Raw genomic sequence first — 15118 nt, 5'->3', positions numbered from 1 at the left:
ACAGGTCCTTTATGTTTCCGCGGACGGGTGCTGGTTGCTTGTTGGGTGGCCGCTTCGGGAGAGGGCTAGCGTTGCGGCGACGACTGCAGCCACTGGAGGATGTCCCCTCGGTCTGCGTCGATGCCTGGCGGCACGAGGTCGTAGCTGGCGGGCGTCGCTGAAAAGGTGATCGGGTTACGGACGCCGGGGATGGTTTCTTCACCGGCGCCCACTTCCACTACCGGTTCCAGTCCCAGGCGCCGGGCAAAATCAATCCCACCGCGGACATCATTGATCGGAGCACATGGCAGCCGTGCCTCGGTGAAGATGTCGAACCACTCTGAGGCGGTCCTGACAGCCAGCAGGTCGTGCAGGATCGGGCGCAGTGCCGAGCGGTTGAGGCTGCGGTCCGGGGGTGTGGTGAACCGGGGATCGTCGGCGAGTGCGGGGGCGCCAATGAAGTTGCAAAGCGTCCGGAATTGCCGGTCGTTACCGATGGCCAGGACAATTTCCCCGTCTGACGTAGGGAGCGGTTCATAGGGGTAGATGCTGGGGTGTTCGTTGCCCATGCGGGTGGGCACGTTTCCGCTGAGCAGGAATCCGCCTGTCTGGTTAACCATGCCTGACAGGGCCGATGACATCAGGTTCACCTCGATGCGCTGTCCGCGGCCGCTCTGGCTGCGTTCGTGCAGGGCTGACAGCACGCCAATGGCGGCATGGAGTCCTGTGATGACATCAAAGACCGCAACACCGGAACGGTATGCAGGAAAGTCTGGGTCCCCGGTGAGGCTCATGAGCCCGGACATGGCCTGGACGAGCAGGTCGTAGCCCGGCAGGGCTGCTCCGCCGGCGGAGCCGAACCCGGTGATGGACGCGTAGATTACGGCGGGGTTGCGTTCAGCGATAGACGCATAGTCCAAGCCGAAGCGGTCAAGCCCGCCAGGCTTGAAGTTCTCAATGACGACGTCGGCGCCCGCAGCAATGTCTCTTGCCGTCTCAATTTCGTCGCTATCGCCGAAGTCCAGGGCGATGGACCTCTTGTTCCTGTTGATTGACAGGTAGTACGTGGATTGGCCGTCATAGATCGGGGGCTTCCATGCCCGGGTTTCATCGCCGGAAGGGCTTTCGACCTTGATGACTGTGGCACCCATATCCGCCAGGAGCATGGTGCAATACGGCCCGGCGAGGACCCGGCTGAAGTCGGCAATGACAATTCCGGCCAAAGGGCCGCTCACCTCGCGGCCAAAGGCGTCCCGGCGTGCGTGGCCGGGTTGGCGGTCGTCGGCAGCCCCCGGAGCCGGGGGAGCGGCGCTGCTGCTCTGCAATGTCATGGGTCCTCTTCCATAGGGGGTTCGTTTTCACTATCCCATCGGTGATTACAGCGCGTCCAATACTTATTGAGCGCCAGATTATTGATACTTCTGCAATAATGGGGGAATGGAGATTCAGCAACTGCGGGTGTTCCTCGCCGTGGCGGAGGAATTGCATTTCGGCCGGGCGGCGACCCGACTCCATATGGCCCAGCCGCCCGTCAGCCGGATAGTGCGGCAGTTCGAGAGAGACCTTGGGGTTGACCTTTTCATCCGGAGCACACGCAGCGTTCAACTCACCGCGGCGGGAGTGGCCATGATGGCATCAGCCGGCGAGATCCTCGCCGCAGCGGAGCGTGCAAGAGCCAGCGCGCTTGCCGCTGGCCGCGGGGAAGTGGGAGTGGTCAAGCTCGCCTACGCCGGCGCATCAACCCACGTACTGGTGGGAGTACTCGCCCGGGAAGTTCGGAAGATCCACCCTGGGATAGAAGTTCGCCTGAACAGTCAGGACTTCGCGCTCCCTGCCCTCGCCCGCGTTCTCCGAGGCGAAGTCGATATCAGTCTCGGCCGCTGGGATTTTGTGCCCGCCGGTGTCACATCCCGCATCGTCGTTGAAGAACACCTCGTCATGGCCGTCCCGGCATCTCACCGACTGGCCTCCCGGGAAGACATCCGCATCGAGGAACTGGCTGGGGAACCGTTCGTCGCGCTTCCCCCGCATGAAGGGTCCGTACTGGGTGACCGCCTGCGCCGGCTAAGCCTAGGTGCAGGGTTTGATCCTGACATCGTGCAAAGGGCGCCGGACTCCTGGACAGCAATGGCTCTGGTCGGGGCCGAAGTGGGATGTTCCCTGACGGTTTCCTCGGTTGCAGAAAATGTCACTGATCCACACGTGCGATTCATACGGGTCCTCGACGAGACCCTACCGATCTACCTGCGGATGGCCTGGCGGGGAGACTCGGACAACCCTGCCCTCCCTCCAGTCCTCTCGCTTGCGGAACAGGTCTGGCCCAGCCGAGCTCTTGTCAGTCACGCTGATGTAGAGCATTAAGCCCGGGCATCCGGTGGACTAACCGCTGCAGCACTAGCAATTACTCGGGTCTTTAGGTAGTAATCGCCGTTTCCGGCGGCTGTCGGACCATATCTGATGGGCTCCGTTCAGGGAGAGTCGCGCAGGTATTCTCGGCAGCCTTGGTTCCCTTCCGGGATCCTGGCTGCCGGGACGCGCCTCCGTCGGGCCGGTCGGGGGGGTGTATCGCCGTACGCCATGCCTTATCCGTCATCGGCCTTCATAGTCGCCCATGAGCGGATTCCCAAGACCGTGCTGAATGCGTGGATATTGGCATGGGATTCAACAGTGCACGTAGGCGCTGGCGCCCGGATCTTGCCCATATCGGGACACATGCGTTCTTTAGTCCGGTAAGCCGATGCAGTCGAGCAGGATGGGTCGTGAAGCCACCGGAGCCGGGGGGCGCGGTATTATGCGGCGGTGGGTGGCGGACGGCCTATTTCCGGGACAGGCGGGGAAGCTCCATCCATCTCCGGTGCCGGTTGGGAAAACCCTGCGCTGTTTCCCCGGCCTTCCCCCAACTGGGTGGTGGGCGGCCCACCCGTATGAAGCCCCCAAGAATTTCACAAGCGGACACCCCTAACTTCGTGCCATTCGGGCCGGCCGTTGCGGCGGGCAACTAAATCAGGGGAGGAACGCCATGGAGAACCATGGATTTTTGAAGGTGCGGTCTCAATCGGTCCCGCCGGTATGGGTCATCGGGACGATTCTGCTGGGGATCCTGGCCGCGCTGGCGCCGCTGTTCCTGGCATCGGGAACGGCCACCGCCAGGGTCAGCACCGCTACCGCCTACGTGCCGCAGGCCCGCACGTACTACATCGCCGCGGACGAGGTGGAGTGGAACTACGCCCCCACGGGCAAGAACCAGATCACGGGTGAACCGTTCGACCCGGAGGCGTCGGTGTTCACCAAACAGGGTCCGGACCGGATCGGCAGCACATACATTAAGTCCCTCTACCGGGCCTACACCGACGCCACGTTCAAGACCCTCAAGCAGCGGACTCCGGCCGAAGAGCACCTGGGCTTCCAGGGCCCGGTGATCCGCGGCGTCGTCGGGGACACCATCAAGGTGGTGTTCAAGAACAACCTGGACCGGCCGGCGTCGGTCCACGTCCACGGCGTGTTCTACGACAAGAGCAGCGAAGGCGCCCCGTACGCGGACGACACGTCCGGCGCCGCGAAGAACGACGACGGCGTGGCCCCCGGTGCCACGTACACCTACAGCTACGAGGTCCCGGAGCGGGCCGGTCCCGGCCCCATGGACGGCAGCTCCGTGATGTGGATGTACCACTCGCACACCGACGAGGTGGCGGACGACTACTCCGGGCTGGTCGGCCCCATGGTGATCACCAGGGCCAGTAACGCCCGCACTGACGGCACCCCGAACGACGTCGACCGCGAGTTTTTCCTGCAGTTCAAGGTCAGTAACGAAAACAACAGCCCGTACCTGCAGGAGAACATCGACAAGTTCACCGGCAAGCCCTCTACGGTGAAGACCGATGACGAAGGCTTCCAGGAAAGCAACATGATGCACTCGATCAACGGCTACGTCTTCGGTAACCAGCCGATCGAAACCATGACCATGAAGAAGGGCGAACACGTCCGCTGGTACCTCATGGGCATGGGCACCGAGGTGGACCTGCACACCCCGCACTGGCACGGCAACACGGTGACGGCTCTCGGCATGCGGACCGACGTTGTCAACCTCCTGCCCGCCAGCATGGTGGTGGCGGACATGGTGCCGGACGACGTGGGAACCTGGCTGTTCCACTGCCACGTCAACGACCACATCAGCGCCGGCATGATCACCCGCTACCGGGTCCTCAACGCCGACGGCACCCAAGGCGCCGTAACCGAGGCAGCTCCCGCCCACGCCGCGGGGCACTAGGCACCTCCGGGCTCTGCTGGCTACGAGTCAATGGGCGTTTGCTGTCTTCACCCGGATTTCGAACGGGGGAGTATGCCACCACCCATACCAAAATAGCCGCCTGGGCCGGAGCGGTTGAGGTCCTGCCACAGCGCCTGCCAAGCGCGCGTGGCTCCCGGGCCGCTAGCGTCGTCCATGTGGCACCGACGTCTCCGGCGGTGCCATGCAGTAGCCGCTGCCCCCACCTCTTCAACCCAGCGCGGGGTGAGGAGGCGCGGCCCCGAGCTCCCCCGGAAGGTTGGCGACCTGAACCTTCAGGGGGAGCTCGCCTGCCCCCAGGCTCTATCTGGGCGGTTGCATCAGGGAGCGCTCGAGCCGCTGCCCCCACCTTTTCCCAACCCCTGGCTGCAACCGTATAGCTGTCTCCAGCATGGGTGGCGGCAAAACCCTTGGGGACAGGGCGGTGCCGACGGCGGTGCCTCGGAGACCCGGCGCCCCAGACGCCGTCGGTCCATGCCTGATGAGTTGCTCATTAAGCCCACTGCATGGCGTCGTCCTCAGCGGCGAAGTGGCTGCTCCTGAAGGGGAGTCGGAGACGGGGTAGGCGGTGGGCGAGGACCGATCGACAGGAGTTGGCCCCACTATGGCGACAGCCAACAGGTCGACGGCGCCGGCAGCACGGATGGCCCTTAATCGGGCAGGCCCGGCACCGGCATTTCTGACAGGTCATTCGTCGCTACGTTGATCTGGGCGGTGAGCCTCGCGTCGTCCCCCTTCGACTTTTGATTAAGCTCCGAAGCCGGCGCGCAAGGGCCGCTGATCAGGAAACCTGACCCGCCTGGAGGGGGCGCGGTCGGAATGCGCGGGGGTCAGTGTGACGCCAGGCCCGGCGGGCCGGTTTCGAAGTGTCGCGAACACCTTCGGTTAGCCGGACAGTCAACTCGCACATGGGTTCCTTGGTGCATGCTGGATGCAAGCCCGGATATCGCCCTCCGGGGCTGTCTGCTGCATTTCCTCTCCGGTGGTGAGCAGCAGCACTTCAGTGGGGGGTGCTGCCGGGCCCAGCGCTGCTGGGGGAGTGCGTACTGGACCCGGCCGGTCCCGGGTTCTCAGGTCGCGGCACCTTCAACTTCAGGACCGACATAGTCTTGCCCCTGGATCTTGGGATGCGCACGGGGCCCTGTGGCGCAAATGGTCCCGGTAGCGCTCAGAACTGAGGGGATGACCCCAAGGTTTATCTAAGGAATTTGTGTTGAACCGCAAATCAGGTTCCCTCGGTCTACTAAGAAAACGAAGGTGACCTCCCTGCGGAAATAGGCATGAGGTTGGGCTCGAATCCGAGCGCGAGAATTCGGCGCTGGAGGCGTTTTCTGGCGCGTTCGGGGTTCGTTTTGTCGTTATGATCGATGCCGGGTTCGTCATGGGCGACTCCGTCGTGGAGCATGTTCCAGACGATGACGAGCAGCGTGTGTCTTCGCCGAGGCGCACCGAGTGTTCCGGCGCGGATTCCATGGTTGCGTTCGTGTCGGTGTTCTTCACGTTTGGCGTCCTCCGGGCGTTTCCGCTGCGGCTTGAGGGCCCGGATGGGCAGCTGCAGGTACGAGACGTGCTGACCACCGGAGTGGATGACGTGCCTGCCGGTGTTGGTTCCTGGGTACGGTGAACGCCTGCAGCGGAGTTCCGTGGGCGTCGAGCATCTGCACCAGGACGAACAGGTCCATGTCGTCGGCGCCGTCGGTTTCGACCCGGAGGTGTGCCTTCGGGTAGCCGACCATCACCGTCTCCTGACCGCACCGGGCCAGGAATGAGACCGCGTTGGGTTCGCTGCGACGTCGTAGCCCGTTCCGCCAAGCTGGCCGGGCAGTCGTCGGCAATTAAGTTCACTCCCCGGTGATGGTTCACCGAGGGGCTGTGACTTCTAGTGTCCATGGCTTGTGCTGGTGAGCGAGCCAAACCATTGCAGGGTTCAGAGAACGAACCAGTAGCTGGCCCTCCGTGCGGGGATTGTCGAGTTCGTCGAACCAGACTGCCGTGTCTCCGGCGATGACGGTCGGGCCTTCGTCTCCGTCGATGACAACGACTTGTGAGCCCCGCGTGTGCCCTGGCGCTGAAAGGAGTCGTAGTCCGGGAAGGACTTCCAACTCGCCGTCGACCGGAACGTAGTGCATTCCGGGCGGGTCCACCCATTCAGGGATGGTGTAGTCATTCTGATTGCGGGCGTCGTCGAGTTCCTGGCGCTGCACGTAGATAGGCTTGCCCGCGAAGAGGTGATTGCCTCCGCAGTGGTCGAAGTGCAGGTGGGTGTTGACGACGATGTCGACACTTTGGATGTCGAAGTCCTGTTCCTCCAACGGGTAAAGGCGGGGGTCCATGTCCGCGACGGCAGGATGAAGCTGGGTCATGCCGGTGTCGACCAGGACGCGCGCGTCGGGGTGGTCAATGACGTGCACGTAGACCGGCATCGGTTCGCCTTCGGGAACCAGCTCGGCCACGCGCACGGCGGTGACAGGGATTGCAGCAGTGGAATTCACTTCTTTACCTCAGTTCCAGATTGCCTCGACGTGTCCGGGAGCCACAGACCGACGAGCCGAGGCTGCCCGTCTGCTGCCCAGGTCCAGAATCCCATCCGCCCAGGCGTCCGTCGAGCATGCACCGGAGCCAGGGATCCTGATTCGGCGCGCCGGACCGTTTGATTCAGCGTCGTTATTGAAAACGGCCCTTTCACGGCCCTCCCGCGGGCGTTTCGTAACGCGGCTAAGGGAAATTTCGTAAATAAGCTGGAGACTCAGCCTGACTGTAGTCAACCCGGCCGATCGAATTGTCTAGCCGATAATCGTCGGGCTGCGGAGGGTATTACCTGTCCAAGTTGTCCCAGTCGTCGCCGAGCACCCACCGCAAGGCTGAGAGCTGCCGCGAAAACGAGGCCCTTGTTCCTGGCCTCCTCTCCTCGATCCGGTGTCAGGCAACGACCGTGATCCAGTCCCCGTCGATCGCGGCGGTCAGGCGCAGGAGAGGACGGCGCGCCGGCCCGCTGATGACGCTGCCGTCCGATCCGTTGAACGTGGAGCCGTGACAGGGACATTCAAAGTTCGTACCGGCCGGCGCCACCGTGCAGCCGGCGTGGGTGCACGTTGCGTCATATGCCACGACCTGGCGGTCCTCAGGTCTGAAAACAACGACGGTCCTTCCGTTGGCTTTCCCCGTGGCGGAGCCGCCAACATTTACGTCACTGAGCTTGCCGATCCGGAAGGGACGGCCAGATGGAGCCGAAGCGCCGGGATCCGCCGGGACGGCGCTGCTGCCCGACGGTGAGACAGAGCAGGCGGACAGGGCCAGCGCGCCGCCCGCCGCGGCAGCCGTACCCAGCAGCAGAGACCGTCTAGCCGCGGGTTTTTCAGAATCCATGGAGCTATCATGTCAACTCCGCCTGAATATATGCTGCGGTCCGTGAAAACACCGCACGCCCCGACATGCGCCCACACCACTCGACCGCCGGCGATGCCGCCGACGGTTCCGGGGCCCGATTAAGGTTGACCGAAAGTATCTTGACATCCCTATCGGTGAGGTCTAGTTCTGGGCATGTCCACCACCCGTCCATACAAGCAAAGGAGCAAACATGGACGCCGCCCCATACGGAATCGTGCACTTCTTCCCAGGAGGAACCAAGGAGCAATACGAAGCCTCAATTGCCGCCGTTCATCCAGGAGAGGGGCTCCTGCCGGACGGCCAGACGTTCCACGCCGCAGGTCCTTCAGCCGGTGGCTGGACGATCATGGCAGTCCACGATTCGAAGGAAAGCTGGGAGAAATTCCGCGACGAAATCCTTATGCCGCGCATGCAGGCGGGTATCGAGGGCGGATTCACATCACCCCCGGACGAGACCGTCATCGACCTGTACAAGATCATGCCCTAACCATTCGGGAGGCGGCCTGCCGGGGTGTTCTGCAGGCGGCCTCCCGCAACTGAGCGAGGTCAGATCCCACGAGGTCCCTGCGGCCATACCTCGGGCGCCAGCCGAACGGCTGACAGACCGGCGGCCTATGAGGCATGCCGGACGTGAGCAGCCGGTGCGGTGTGGGGTCTCCGCGGCCCCTCAGGGTCCGGAAAATCCACGCTGCTGTCCATCACCCTGGCCGGCAGTATCAACCGCAAAACCCTGATGATCTGGCTGACAGCGCTGATGGGCTTCTCCGGTGCCCTGATCGCGCTGGCTCCGGGCTATCTTCCTTTCATGATCGGCCGGGCGTTCATCGGCGTGGTGATTGGCGGCTTCTGGTCAATGTCAGCTGCCACGGCGATACGGTTGGTGCCCGCGGCTCGGGTGCCCCGCGCCCTCGCGATCGTCAACGGCGGAAACGCCCTCGCTACCGTGTTGGCAGCGCCTTTGGGCAGCTACTTGGGCTCGATCATTGGTTGGCGGGGAGCATTTTTCTGCCTGGTTCCGGTGTCAGCTCTCTGCCTTGCCTGGCTGTGGTTCAGTCTGCCGTCCCTTACCGCTCCCCGGCGTTCGGGGAGGGTCCGGGACATCTTCACGATCTTCACGGCCCTCCGCGAACCGCCCGTCGCGTGGGGCATGGCCGCCTGCGGCGCCTTCTTTATGGGCCAGTTCATCCTGTTTACCTACGTCCGCCCGTTCCTGGAGACGGTGACCCGGATCGACGTGACCGCGATATCGCTCGTGCTGCTCGTCCTCGGCGTGAGCGGTTTTGCCGGCACTGCGCTGATCGGCCGCTTCCTCGGACCCGGCCTGTACAGGACGCTAACTGTCATTCCCGCCCTGATGGCTCTTATCGCGGCGGCCCTGATTCCTTTCGGCGCCTGGCTCGTCGCCGTCGTGGTTCTCCTGGGACTGTGGGGACTGCTGGGAACCTCGGCACCAGTCGCCTGGTGGAGCTGGATCGCCAAGGCCCTGCCGCACAACGCCGAACAGGGCGGCGGACTCATGGTGGCGGTCGTCCAGACAAGCATCGCACTCGGCTCCACGTCGGCGGCCTCCTGTTCGACACCATCGGATATGCCGGCACGTTCGCCTGCAGCGCAGCAGTCCTCCTCCTGGCCTCCTGCTTGGCTCTCGTGACCTCCCGGGCCACACAACAGGCAGCAAGCTAAGGAGCCCTAGAGTTCTTCGATTGGCTCGCTACCATCGATGAAACGCACGGTTGTGATCGTGCAACGGCTGGGAAACCTGAGGGATCAAGGTTTCCCAGCCGTACCTGCCCCAACACGCCCGGAAGGCCAGCTCCGTGACCGGCTGGCCACATACTCGTCGACGGCGGCTACACCGCCGTTTCGTTAGTCCGCCAACATTGCGTCGGACTCAACAAAGGATGTCAAGCATGGAAGGCCGAGCTGAAGAAGTCCCGTGCCGCGGCGATCAGGTCCCGTCGGGGCATCGTTTCTACAGTCTCGTCCAGTTCCGTCTGCTTCGCTCAAGATCCTTCCTTCTTGATGCCGTCGCCCGTCGTCGGGGCGGGCAGTTTCGGCAGGTCGCGCCGTGGGGTTCAGGGTGTCGGTGTTTTACGGGTTCCGGGCCGGTGACGGTCGGGCGGATGGGCTCCGACAACGACCGGTAGTTGGGAGGGGACCATGGCGTGGGGGCAACTGTAGGCGGGAGCAGCGAGCATGTCCCGACGATGGCGTCCCTAAGGCCGCCATGTTGTGCAGGCTATGGCTTCGCCCGTCCTTCCGCCGAGGCCTTATCGTTCGGGGCTGGGCCGCTTGAGCCGCGCACAATCAGGCGCGGAGCGTCGAGGGTCCGGGCCCGGGGAGATCCACCCCTAGCAGCCTGAGCAGTTCGGTCGCTGCGTGCGTGCCGCGTTGGGTGCTGTTGCGGGCCACAGTAGTCAGACCTGGGTTCATGTACTCGGCCACCCGCTGGTCGTCAAAGCCCACCACGGAAACGTCGCGGGGGATTTCGACGCCGGTTCCACGCAGGTAGTGCATGCCTGCCATTGCCATCAGGTCCGACCGATATATGAATGCTGTTGGCGCCTTCGTCTGTGCCATGGCGCGTTTGGTTGCGGAAACTGCAGCGCCGGTGGTTTAGTCAGTTGAAATTGTCGAGACTGGCTTCAGCCCCACGGACGCCATGGCTTCGAGGAACGCTTCAGTGCGGATCTTTGGTTGGATCCTGGAGGGCGGCCCGCCGATGTGGCGATTTGGCGGTGGCCCAATGCATAGAGGTGATGGACGCATTGGTCCATGCCGGCACCTGGCGGGTGGTTTTCGACGTGGGGAAAATCAATTCCGGGAGGCGTGGGGCCAATGAGGAGGCTGTCCCGGAAAATGCCGCATACACCGCGGCCAAGCACGGCGTTGTGAGCCTGACCAAGAACGATGCGGCTGAATATGGATCTCGGGGCTGCGCGTCAACGCGAGCGGCCCGGCTACGCTGAGACGCCGCTGCTGGCCCACCGCTGCTGGCCCACCGCACTGAAGGAAGTCCTCCGGAGGGGATCGCGAACGTCACCACATTTCTTCTTTCCGACAAGGCCGGCTTCGTGACCCCAGACCGCACGAGCTTCAAGTGGATAACCTTGTATAGCCCGCGATTGGCGTTGCCCCAGGGCTCTCGCGCCCGGGCTGCGCCACGCCAATCCGCGTACGTGCATGGGACTCAGCAAAGAGTGTCAAGCATGGAAAGGCCGAGGTGAAGTCGTTCCGTGCCTCGGGAGCCGACGGCCGCACCCGTCTTGACTCCTATATAGGAAAGCTCATTGGGAAGCTTGGCCAGGAGTCGGCGGGCGCCGTCTGAATCGAGCAGTGACCCTGGTTCGTCTGATGCGAGGCCGAGATGTACGTCCTCCCATTCCGCGCTGCGTTCAGTCGCCACCGGGGCCGCGCCGGAGAAAGCGAATGCACCCAGTCTGTCGCCGAGTTTCTCGATGTGCTCAAAGGGCGTCGTCGCGCTGCGTCCCTCGATGGCCGACCTGCCCCAGTTAACGAGATGTCGGATGCGCGGACCTCCTGAATAGGTCGCCGACTGTACGGCCACCACCTCTTCTTCGACGGTCAGATAGCCCTTCTGTGGCGCTTGGCCTGGTACCAGAGCGTCCGAGTGCTCGACAAGAAGTTCGATATCTCCCCAGTCCCAGCAGGCAATTTGGCTGAGGGAGTCGGTGAAAGCAGACACGCTGGAGCGGTCGGCGCGCGGAGCTGACTGTAGCGCAAAGGCGCGCACCGAAGTCCGCCCAAGCCGTTCCTGTAAACGGAGGGTCTCCATCCGGGCTGACGCGATGTCGCTTAGGGCCCGCTCGCGGCCGGCGGGATCCTCCGAGGCCAAGCCATAGCCGTGGTCGGTTTTCGTGGCGGTCAGCGTGACTGACATCGCACTGACCGTGTTGCACCATCCGGGATCGAGAAGGTTGCTCAACCTGGCTAGTCCACGTGGGTGGAGTTGGCCGCCGAACACTGGCAGCTCGAGGCCACCGATGCGGGAGTCCGACCTGAGGGCCGCGTACCAAAGGTCCTCGGCTTCGTTGTCCTCGGTGAGGCCGACGGGGGCCGCGTTATAGGCGGAATAGACGATGACCGTCTTGGTCGATTTCGTTTCCTGTGAGCCAGAAAAATCTGAGAGTCGCGGCGAAGTCATGGCCTCTATGTTTCCCGTTTCCCCCGAGACCCCCTAGTTGCGTCCCGCTGGACAGGACGCTTCCCGCACCCTCCTGCCGTGTGGAGATCCAGAGGGACGCCCGTTTCCTGGCGGTGGTATGGCCTGGGACTCTGTGCCGGGTTGCCCGCTCCTTTAACGGGCACTTGATCCTGCAGTCTTCATTCTTTGTGCGGTGAGATATCTGAAGGGGGCTGCAACGCCATGATGATGCTTAGTGATTTCCAGGCCGCGACTTGCCTCGTGCGGCGGGTTGAGGCGCTGGGCCTGATTCCGGGCTCAGCACAGCAACATTGACCGGGATGGCAAACACACCCCATGGCCCGATCCTGTTGGCCAGGTAGCCGTTGAGCTTCAGCTCGCTTTACTCGGGGCGTTCCAGACAGAGGCGACCCGCTGAATGTCGTGCGGGTGGACGGCGACCCAGACGCCGAAGCGGAGCTCGTGGCCTCCCTGCAGCCGACGTCTGCAGCCCGCACATTGTGCACGTATGCGCCGTCGAAGAGCTCATCCATCCCCCCGGACTCTCGTCGTCGGGGCGAGTCTACGCGGGTTATTAGCTACCAGTCAGCAATGTCCTTGGTGAGACAGGAACTATAGGATCGGGAAATGAAGATCCGTTTTCTGGCCCCGACCGTTATGGCATGTCTTATTCTGCTGGTCTCGACTGGTTGCATGAACGGGCCGAAGCCGGATCTCGGTGCACGCGATGCGACCGTCTCATCGGTCATGCAGGCTTTGCACGCCGCGGACAAGGACCAGCTAATCAAACTTTCTCAGCCTGGCCCGCAGTATGCCGACGGGTACGCGCAGATGATGATTTCGGACTGGGGTGGGGTGAAAGACTCCGGATACTCCACGTCCTATTCGTCCGAGGCCGCCCCGGAATTCGTCGCCGTGCGGGTAAGCACCCAGGACTCATCCGGGCGCCCAGCGGACGTTGAATTCGCACTTCGGTGGAATGACAGGACCTGGTTGTTGGACATCGGCTCTGACCTGAACCGGACATAGACCTCCGTCAGGACAACGCCGTACTTTTCAGCCGTGGGCCAGTTGGCCAGCCGTCGCCTTCAGCCGGCCACTCCGTCACCGTGTCGCCATGCCGGTGTGCCACCCTCCACTCGCCGTCTTCGCGGCGGTAGGCCTGGGTGACACGCAGCACGAAGCACGCCGGATAGTGAGAGGTACCCACGCCCGTTTCAATCTTGTGCTGCGGCTTGTAGCCTCTTCACATGACAGAGCCGGGGGCGCGCAGGAGACTGCAGCCCAAGATGACTCGGGGGGCCTTTCGATTTCAAATTCGTCCTGTGGCTGATCCTGCTCGCGATACAAATGGTGGCACTAGTCATTAATTTCAGCTTGGGGCACACCTGGGACGTGGGCGTGTACCTGGCGTTAGCAATGGTGGTCTTGTCGGCAATGTACCTGGCGTTCCTGTTGCGCGTCCGCCATCACGACGGCCCGTTCTGGGATGAGGAAGAGGCGGTTAGGGCAGGTTGGGAAGGCCGCGGACGGCCGCTGTAGCCAGGTTTGGATCGGAGCGTCCACTGCTCTTTCTGGAACGCCGACCGGGACAAAGCGTTCCTCGCCAGACTCCTGGTCCTGCCATTCAGGCTTCGAACGGAGCAGAGCAAGAGCGTGTACAAGCTGCTCTGCTTTGCGATCGGATACGGGGACGCCCCAGTTCGTCTGAATGTAGCGACTAACGCCTGCTGCTACCTCAGCTGGAGAAAGTCCATTAGCCAGCCAGGACATGGCCAAGTCCGCCTCGGTGTCATATTCGTGTACAGGGAACGCGACACCCCCGAACCCCAAGTCCGCAAGGTCCGTATCAACGAAGATGCGCCGCACGGCTCGGCGACGCTCCTTATCCCGCCGATTCATATCGGACTCCCATTAAGCTCTTCACCAGAGCCAACAATAATCCGTTCCGCGGAGCTGCCTCTTTGCTAAATGGAAATCTCCAACGGACGGTCCTAGCTGTCCAGCAGAATGCACTAGACGTCGACACGGGCGGCGACTGGAGGCTGCAGGCCTCAGCCAACAAGAACTAGACCAAGAAATAACATGGCCCCGGTCGCGCAAAAGAGCGCAATTCTCCTAAATGTCCTCTTTCGGTCCTGCAGCGTATGAGCGTCAGGTCCGCGCCGTATCGCCCTAACCAATACCCAGCAACTGACGGCCACAAGGACGATCCCCGGCCAGAACAGCACGCCTTGATGAAGCGTCAACGTCATGCCACTTCCGCTGGTTCTAGCTGTCGTTTAATCGTTGCTTGGCTTGTTTGGTATCCCAGCGCTGTCGGGACCTGATCCCTTCCGCCGCACCGGCTGTCCCCGCACCCTATGACATATGTTCTACCGGTCAGGATTTTGGCTGGCAGAGGCCGGGGCTGTCCATCGGACTGCGTACACGATTCTTGGTCCTGAAGCTGATGTTGAATAACCATGGCCGGACGATACTGTTCCTATGAGACCAAGGCTTGTTGGCTGCGCGGTCGTTGCCGTGCTCTCGGCGGTGCTGTCAGCTTGTACCCCGCCCCGGCCACCTGCCGGCGAACTGCCGCCAGGTCCTAGGGAGCAACAGTCCACAACGGCCGTGCCTGGAGAGCTTGTGGGCCGCGGGTTGGTGCGTCAGGAGGGAACCGGGCTGCCTCGATTCTGTATGGGTGGCATCGCCACCTCCGATCCGCCCTTATGCACTGGCCCGCCTCTCCGCGGCTGGGACTGGTCACTGGCGGACGGCGAAGAGACAGTGGCTAACGTAACCTACGGAGACTTCGTGGTCCACGGGTCTTGGGACGGAACCAGTTTCACCGTCACAAGACCCCCACGAAGCATCTCGTCCAAGGAATCATGGGGAGAACCGGATCCTCGACAGGATCCCCGCAACCCTGGCGCCGGAACCAAAGCGCGCTTGCAGCAAATCCAACGCGAGATATGGCAAACGGAGCGACCCGTGGCAGACACGCTGGTCGAAAACGGTTACCTCTTCCGGTTCGTTCCCTACGACGACGGGTCGCTGCAGAAGGCGATGGATAAGCGCTACGGTCCGGGGATTGTCGTGGTCCGGTCCCAGCTCCGCCCTGCCGACTAAACCGACCGCATCCCCAACCCTAAAAGGGTAGGATCTGCACGAACCCGGGCTCTTCCAGCCAGCGGGTGGTGAATGGGATTGGTAAAAGCTAGAACAACAATTGCAGAATTGCCCAGAGAATCGCGCCGTTGACCCGGCTTGCCTTCATCTAAGCAATATCCTAACTAAGGATCCTCAGCCAGGGCCTG

12 protein-coding genes are annotated in these 15118 nt (G+C 62.8%); 7 read left to right on the top strand and 5 right to left on the bottom strand.

The annotated features are described in order from the left end of the window. Positions 1-65: 65 nt before the first annotated feature. On the bottom strand, positions 66-1310 hold the full coding sequence (locus tag ACFRAU_RS15175) for a CaiB/BaiF CoA transferase family protein (RefSeq protein ID WP_378000531.1): 1245 nt from the start codon (positions 1308-1310) through the stop codon (positions 66-68). Between the two features lie 106 nt (positions 1311-1416). Between ACFRAU_RS15175 and ACFRAU_RS15170 the strand changes: the two genes are divergently transcribed. From ACFRAU_RS15170 to ACFRAU_RS15160, 3 genes are all read left to right on the top strand, one after another. Next, complete coding sequence (locus ACFRAU_RS15170) at positions 1417-2340, top strand: LysR substrate-binding domain-containing protein (RefSeq protein ID WP_378000530.1); 924 nt, start codon at positions 1417-1419, stop codon at positions 2338-2340. A 682-nt stretch (positions 2341-3022) separates the two neighbouring features. Then, positions 3023-4246: a multicopper oxidase domain-containing protein gene (locus tag ACFRAU_RS15165; protein WP_378000529.1), complete on the top strand. Its 1224-nt coding sequence runs from the start codon at positions 3023-3025 to the stop codon at positions 4244-4246. A 1378-nt stretch (positions 4247-5624) separates the two neighbouring features. Continuing rightward, positions 5625-5888: a hypothetical protein gene (locus ACFRAU_RS15160; protein WP_378000574.1), complete on the top strand. Its 264-nt coding sequence runs from the start codon at positions 5625-5627 to the stop codon at positions 5886-5888. A gap of 235 nt (positions 5889-6123) precedes the next feature. Here the strand turns inward: ACFRAU_RS15160 and ACFRAU_RS15155 are convergent, their stop codons facing one another. Together ACFRAU_RS15155 and ACFRAU_RS15150 are read right to left on the bottom strand one after the other, a co-directional pair. Beyond that, a complete protein-coding gene (locus tag ACFRAU_RS15155; RefSeq protein WP_378000528.1) occupies positions 6124-6756 on the bottom strand; it encodes an MBL fold metallo-hydrolase in 633 nt (210 codons plus the stop codon). Positions 6757-7183: 427 nt separating this feature from the next. Further along, positions 7184-7630, bottom strand: a complete 447-nt coding sequence (locus ACFRAU_RS15150) for a Rieske (2Fe-2S) protein (protein WP_378000527.1) — start codon at positions 7628-7630, stop codon at positions 7184-7186. Positions 7631-7841: 211 nt separating this feature from the next. On the opposite strand from ACFRAU_RS15150, the gene ACFRAU_RS15145 reads away from it, so the two are divergent. Both ACFRAU_RS15145 and ACFRAU_RS15140 read left to right on the top strand, forming a co-directional pair. Beyond that, positions 7842-8138 (top strand): hypothetical protein, encoded by a 297-nt coding sequence (locus ACFRAU_RS15145; protein ID WP_377994629.1) that lies wholly within the window; start codon positions 7842-7844, stop codon positions 8136-8138. 159 nt (positions 8139-8297) lie between these two features. Further along, positions 8298-9302 carry an MFS transporter gene (locus ACFRAU_RS15140; RefSeq protein ID WP_378000526.1) on the top strand — a complete coding sequence of 335 codons (1005 nt, stop codon included), beginning with the start codon at positions 8298-8300 and terminating at the stop codon, positions 9300-9302. 656 nt (positions 9303-9958) lie between these two features. Here ACFRAU_RS15140 and ACFRAU_RS15135 read toward each other — a convergent pair. Then, complete coding sequence (locus ACFRAU_RS15135) at positions 9959-10231, bottom strand: substrate-binding domain-containing protein (RefSeq protein ID WP_378000525.1); 273 nt, start codon at positions 10229-10231, stop codon at positions 9959-9961. 610 nt (positions 10232-10841) lie between these two features. Further along, positions 10842-11816, bottom strand: a complete 975-nt coding sequence (locus ACFRAU_RS15130) for a DUF4862 family protein (protein WP_378000524.1) — start codon at positions 11814-11816, stop codon at positions 10842-10844. Between the two features lie 627 nt (positions 11817-12443). Here ACFRAU_RS15130 and ACFRAU_RS15125 point away from each other — a divergent pair. Both ACFRAU_RS15125 and ACFRAU_RS15120 read left to right on the top strand, forming a co-directional pair. Next, positions 12444-12845, top strand: a complete 402-nt coding sequence (locus ACFRAU_RS15125; protein ID WP_377994652.1) for a hypothetical protein — start codon at positions 12444-12446, stop codon at positions 12843-12845. 1947 nt (positions 12846-14792) lie between these two features. Then, a complete protein-coding gene (locus ACFRAU_RS15120; RefSeq protein WP_378000523.1) occupies positions 14793-14930 on the top strand; it encodes a hypothetical protein in 138 nt (45 codons plus the stop codon). Positions 14931-15118 lie beyond the last annotated feature (188 nt).

This window comes from Arthrobacter sp. NPDC056691 (assembly GCF_042791415.1).
Lineage (GTDB): Bacteria > Actinomycetota > Actinomycetes > Actinomycetales > Micrococcaceae > Arthrobacter.
This window is presented reverse-complemented; position numbering and strand designations above follow the sequence as displayed.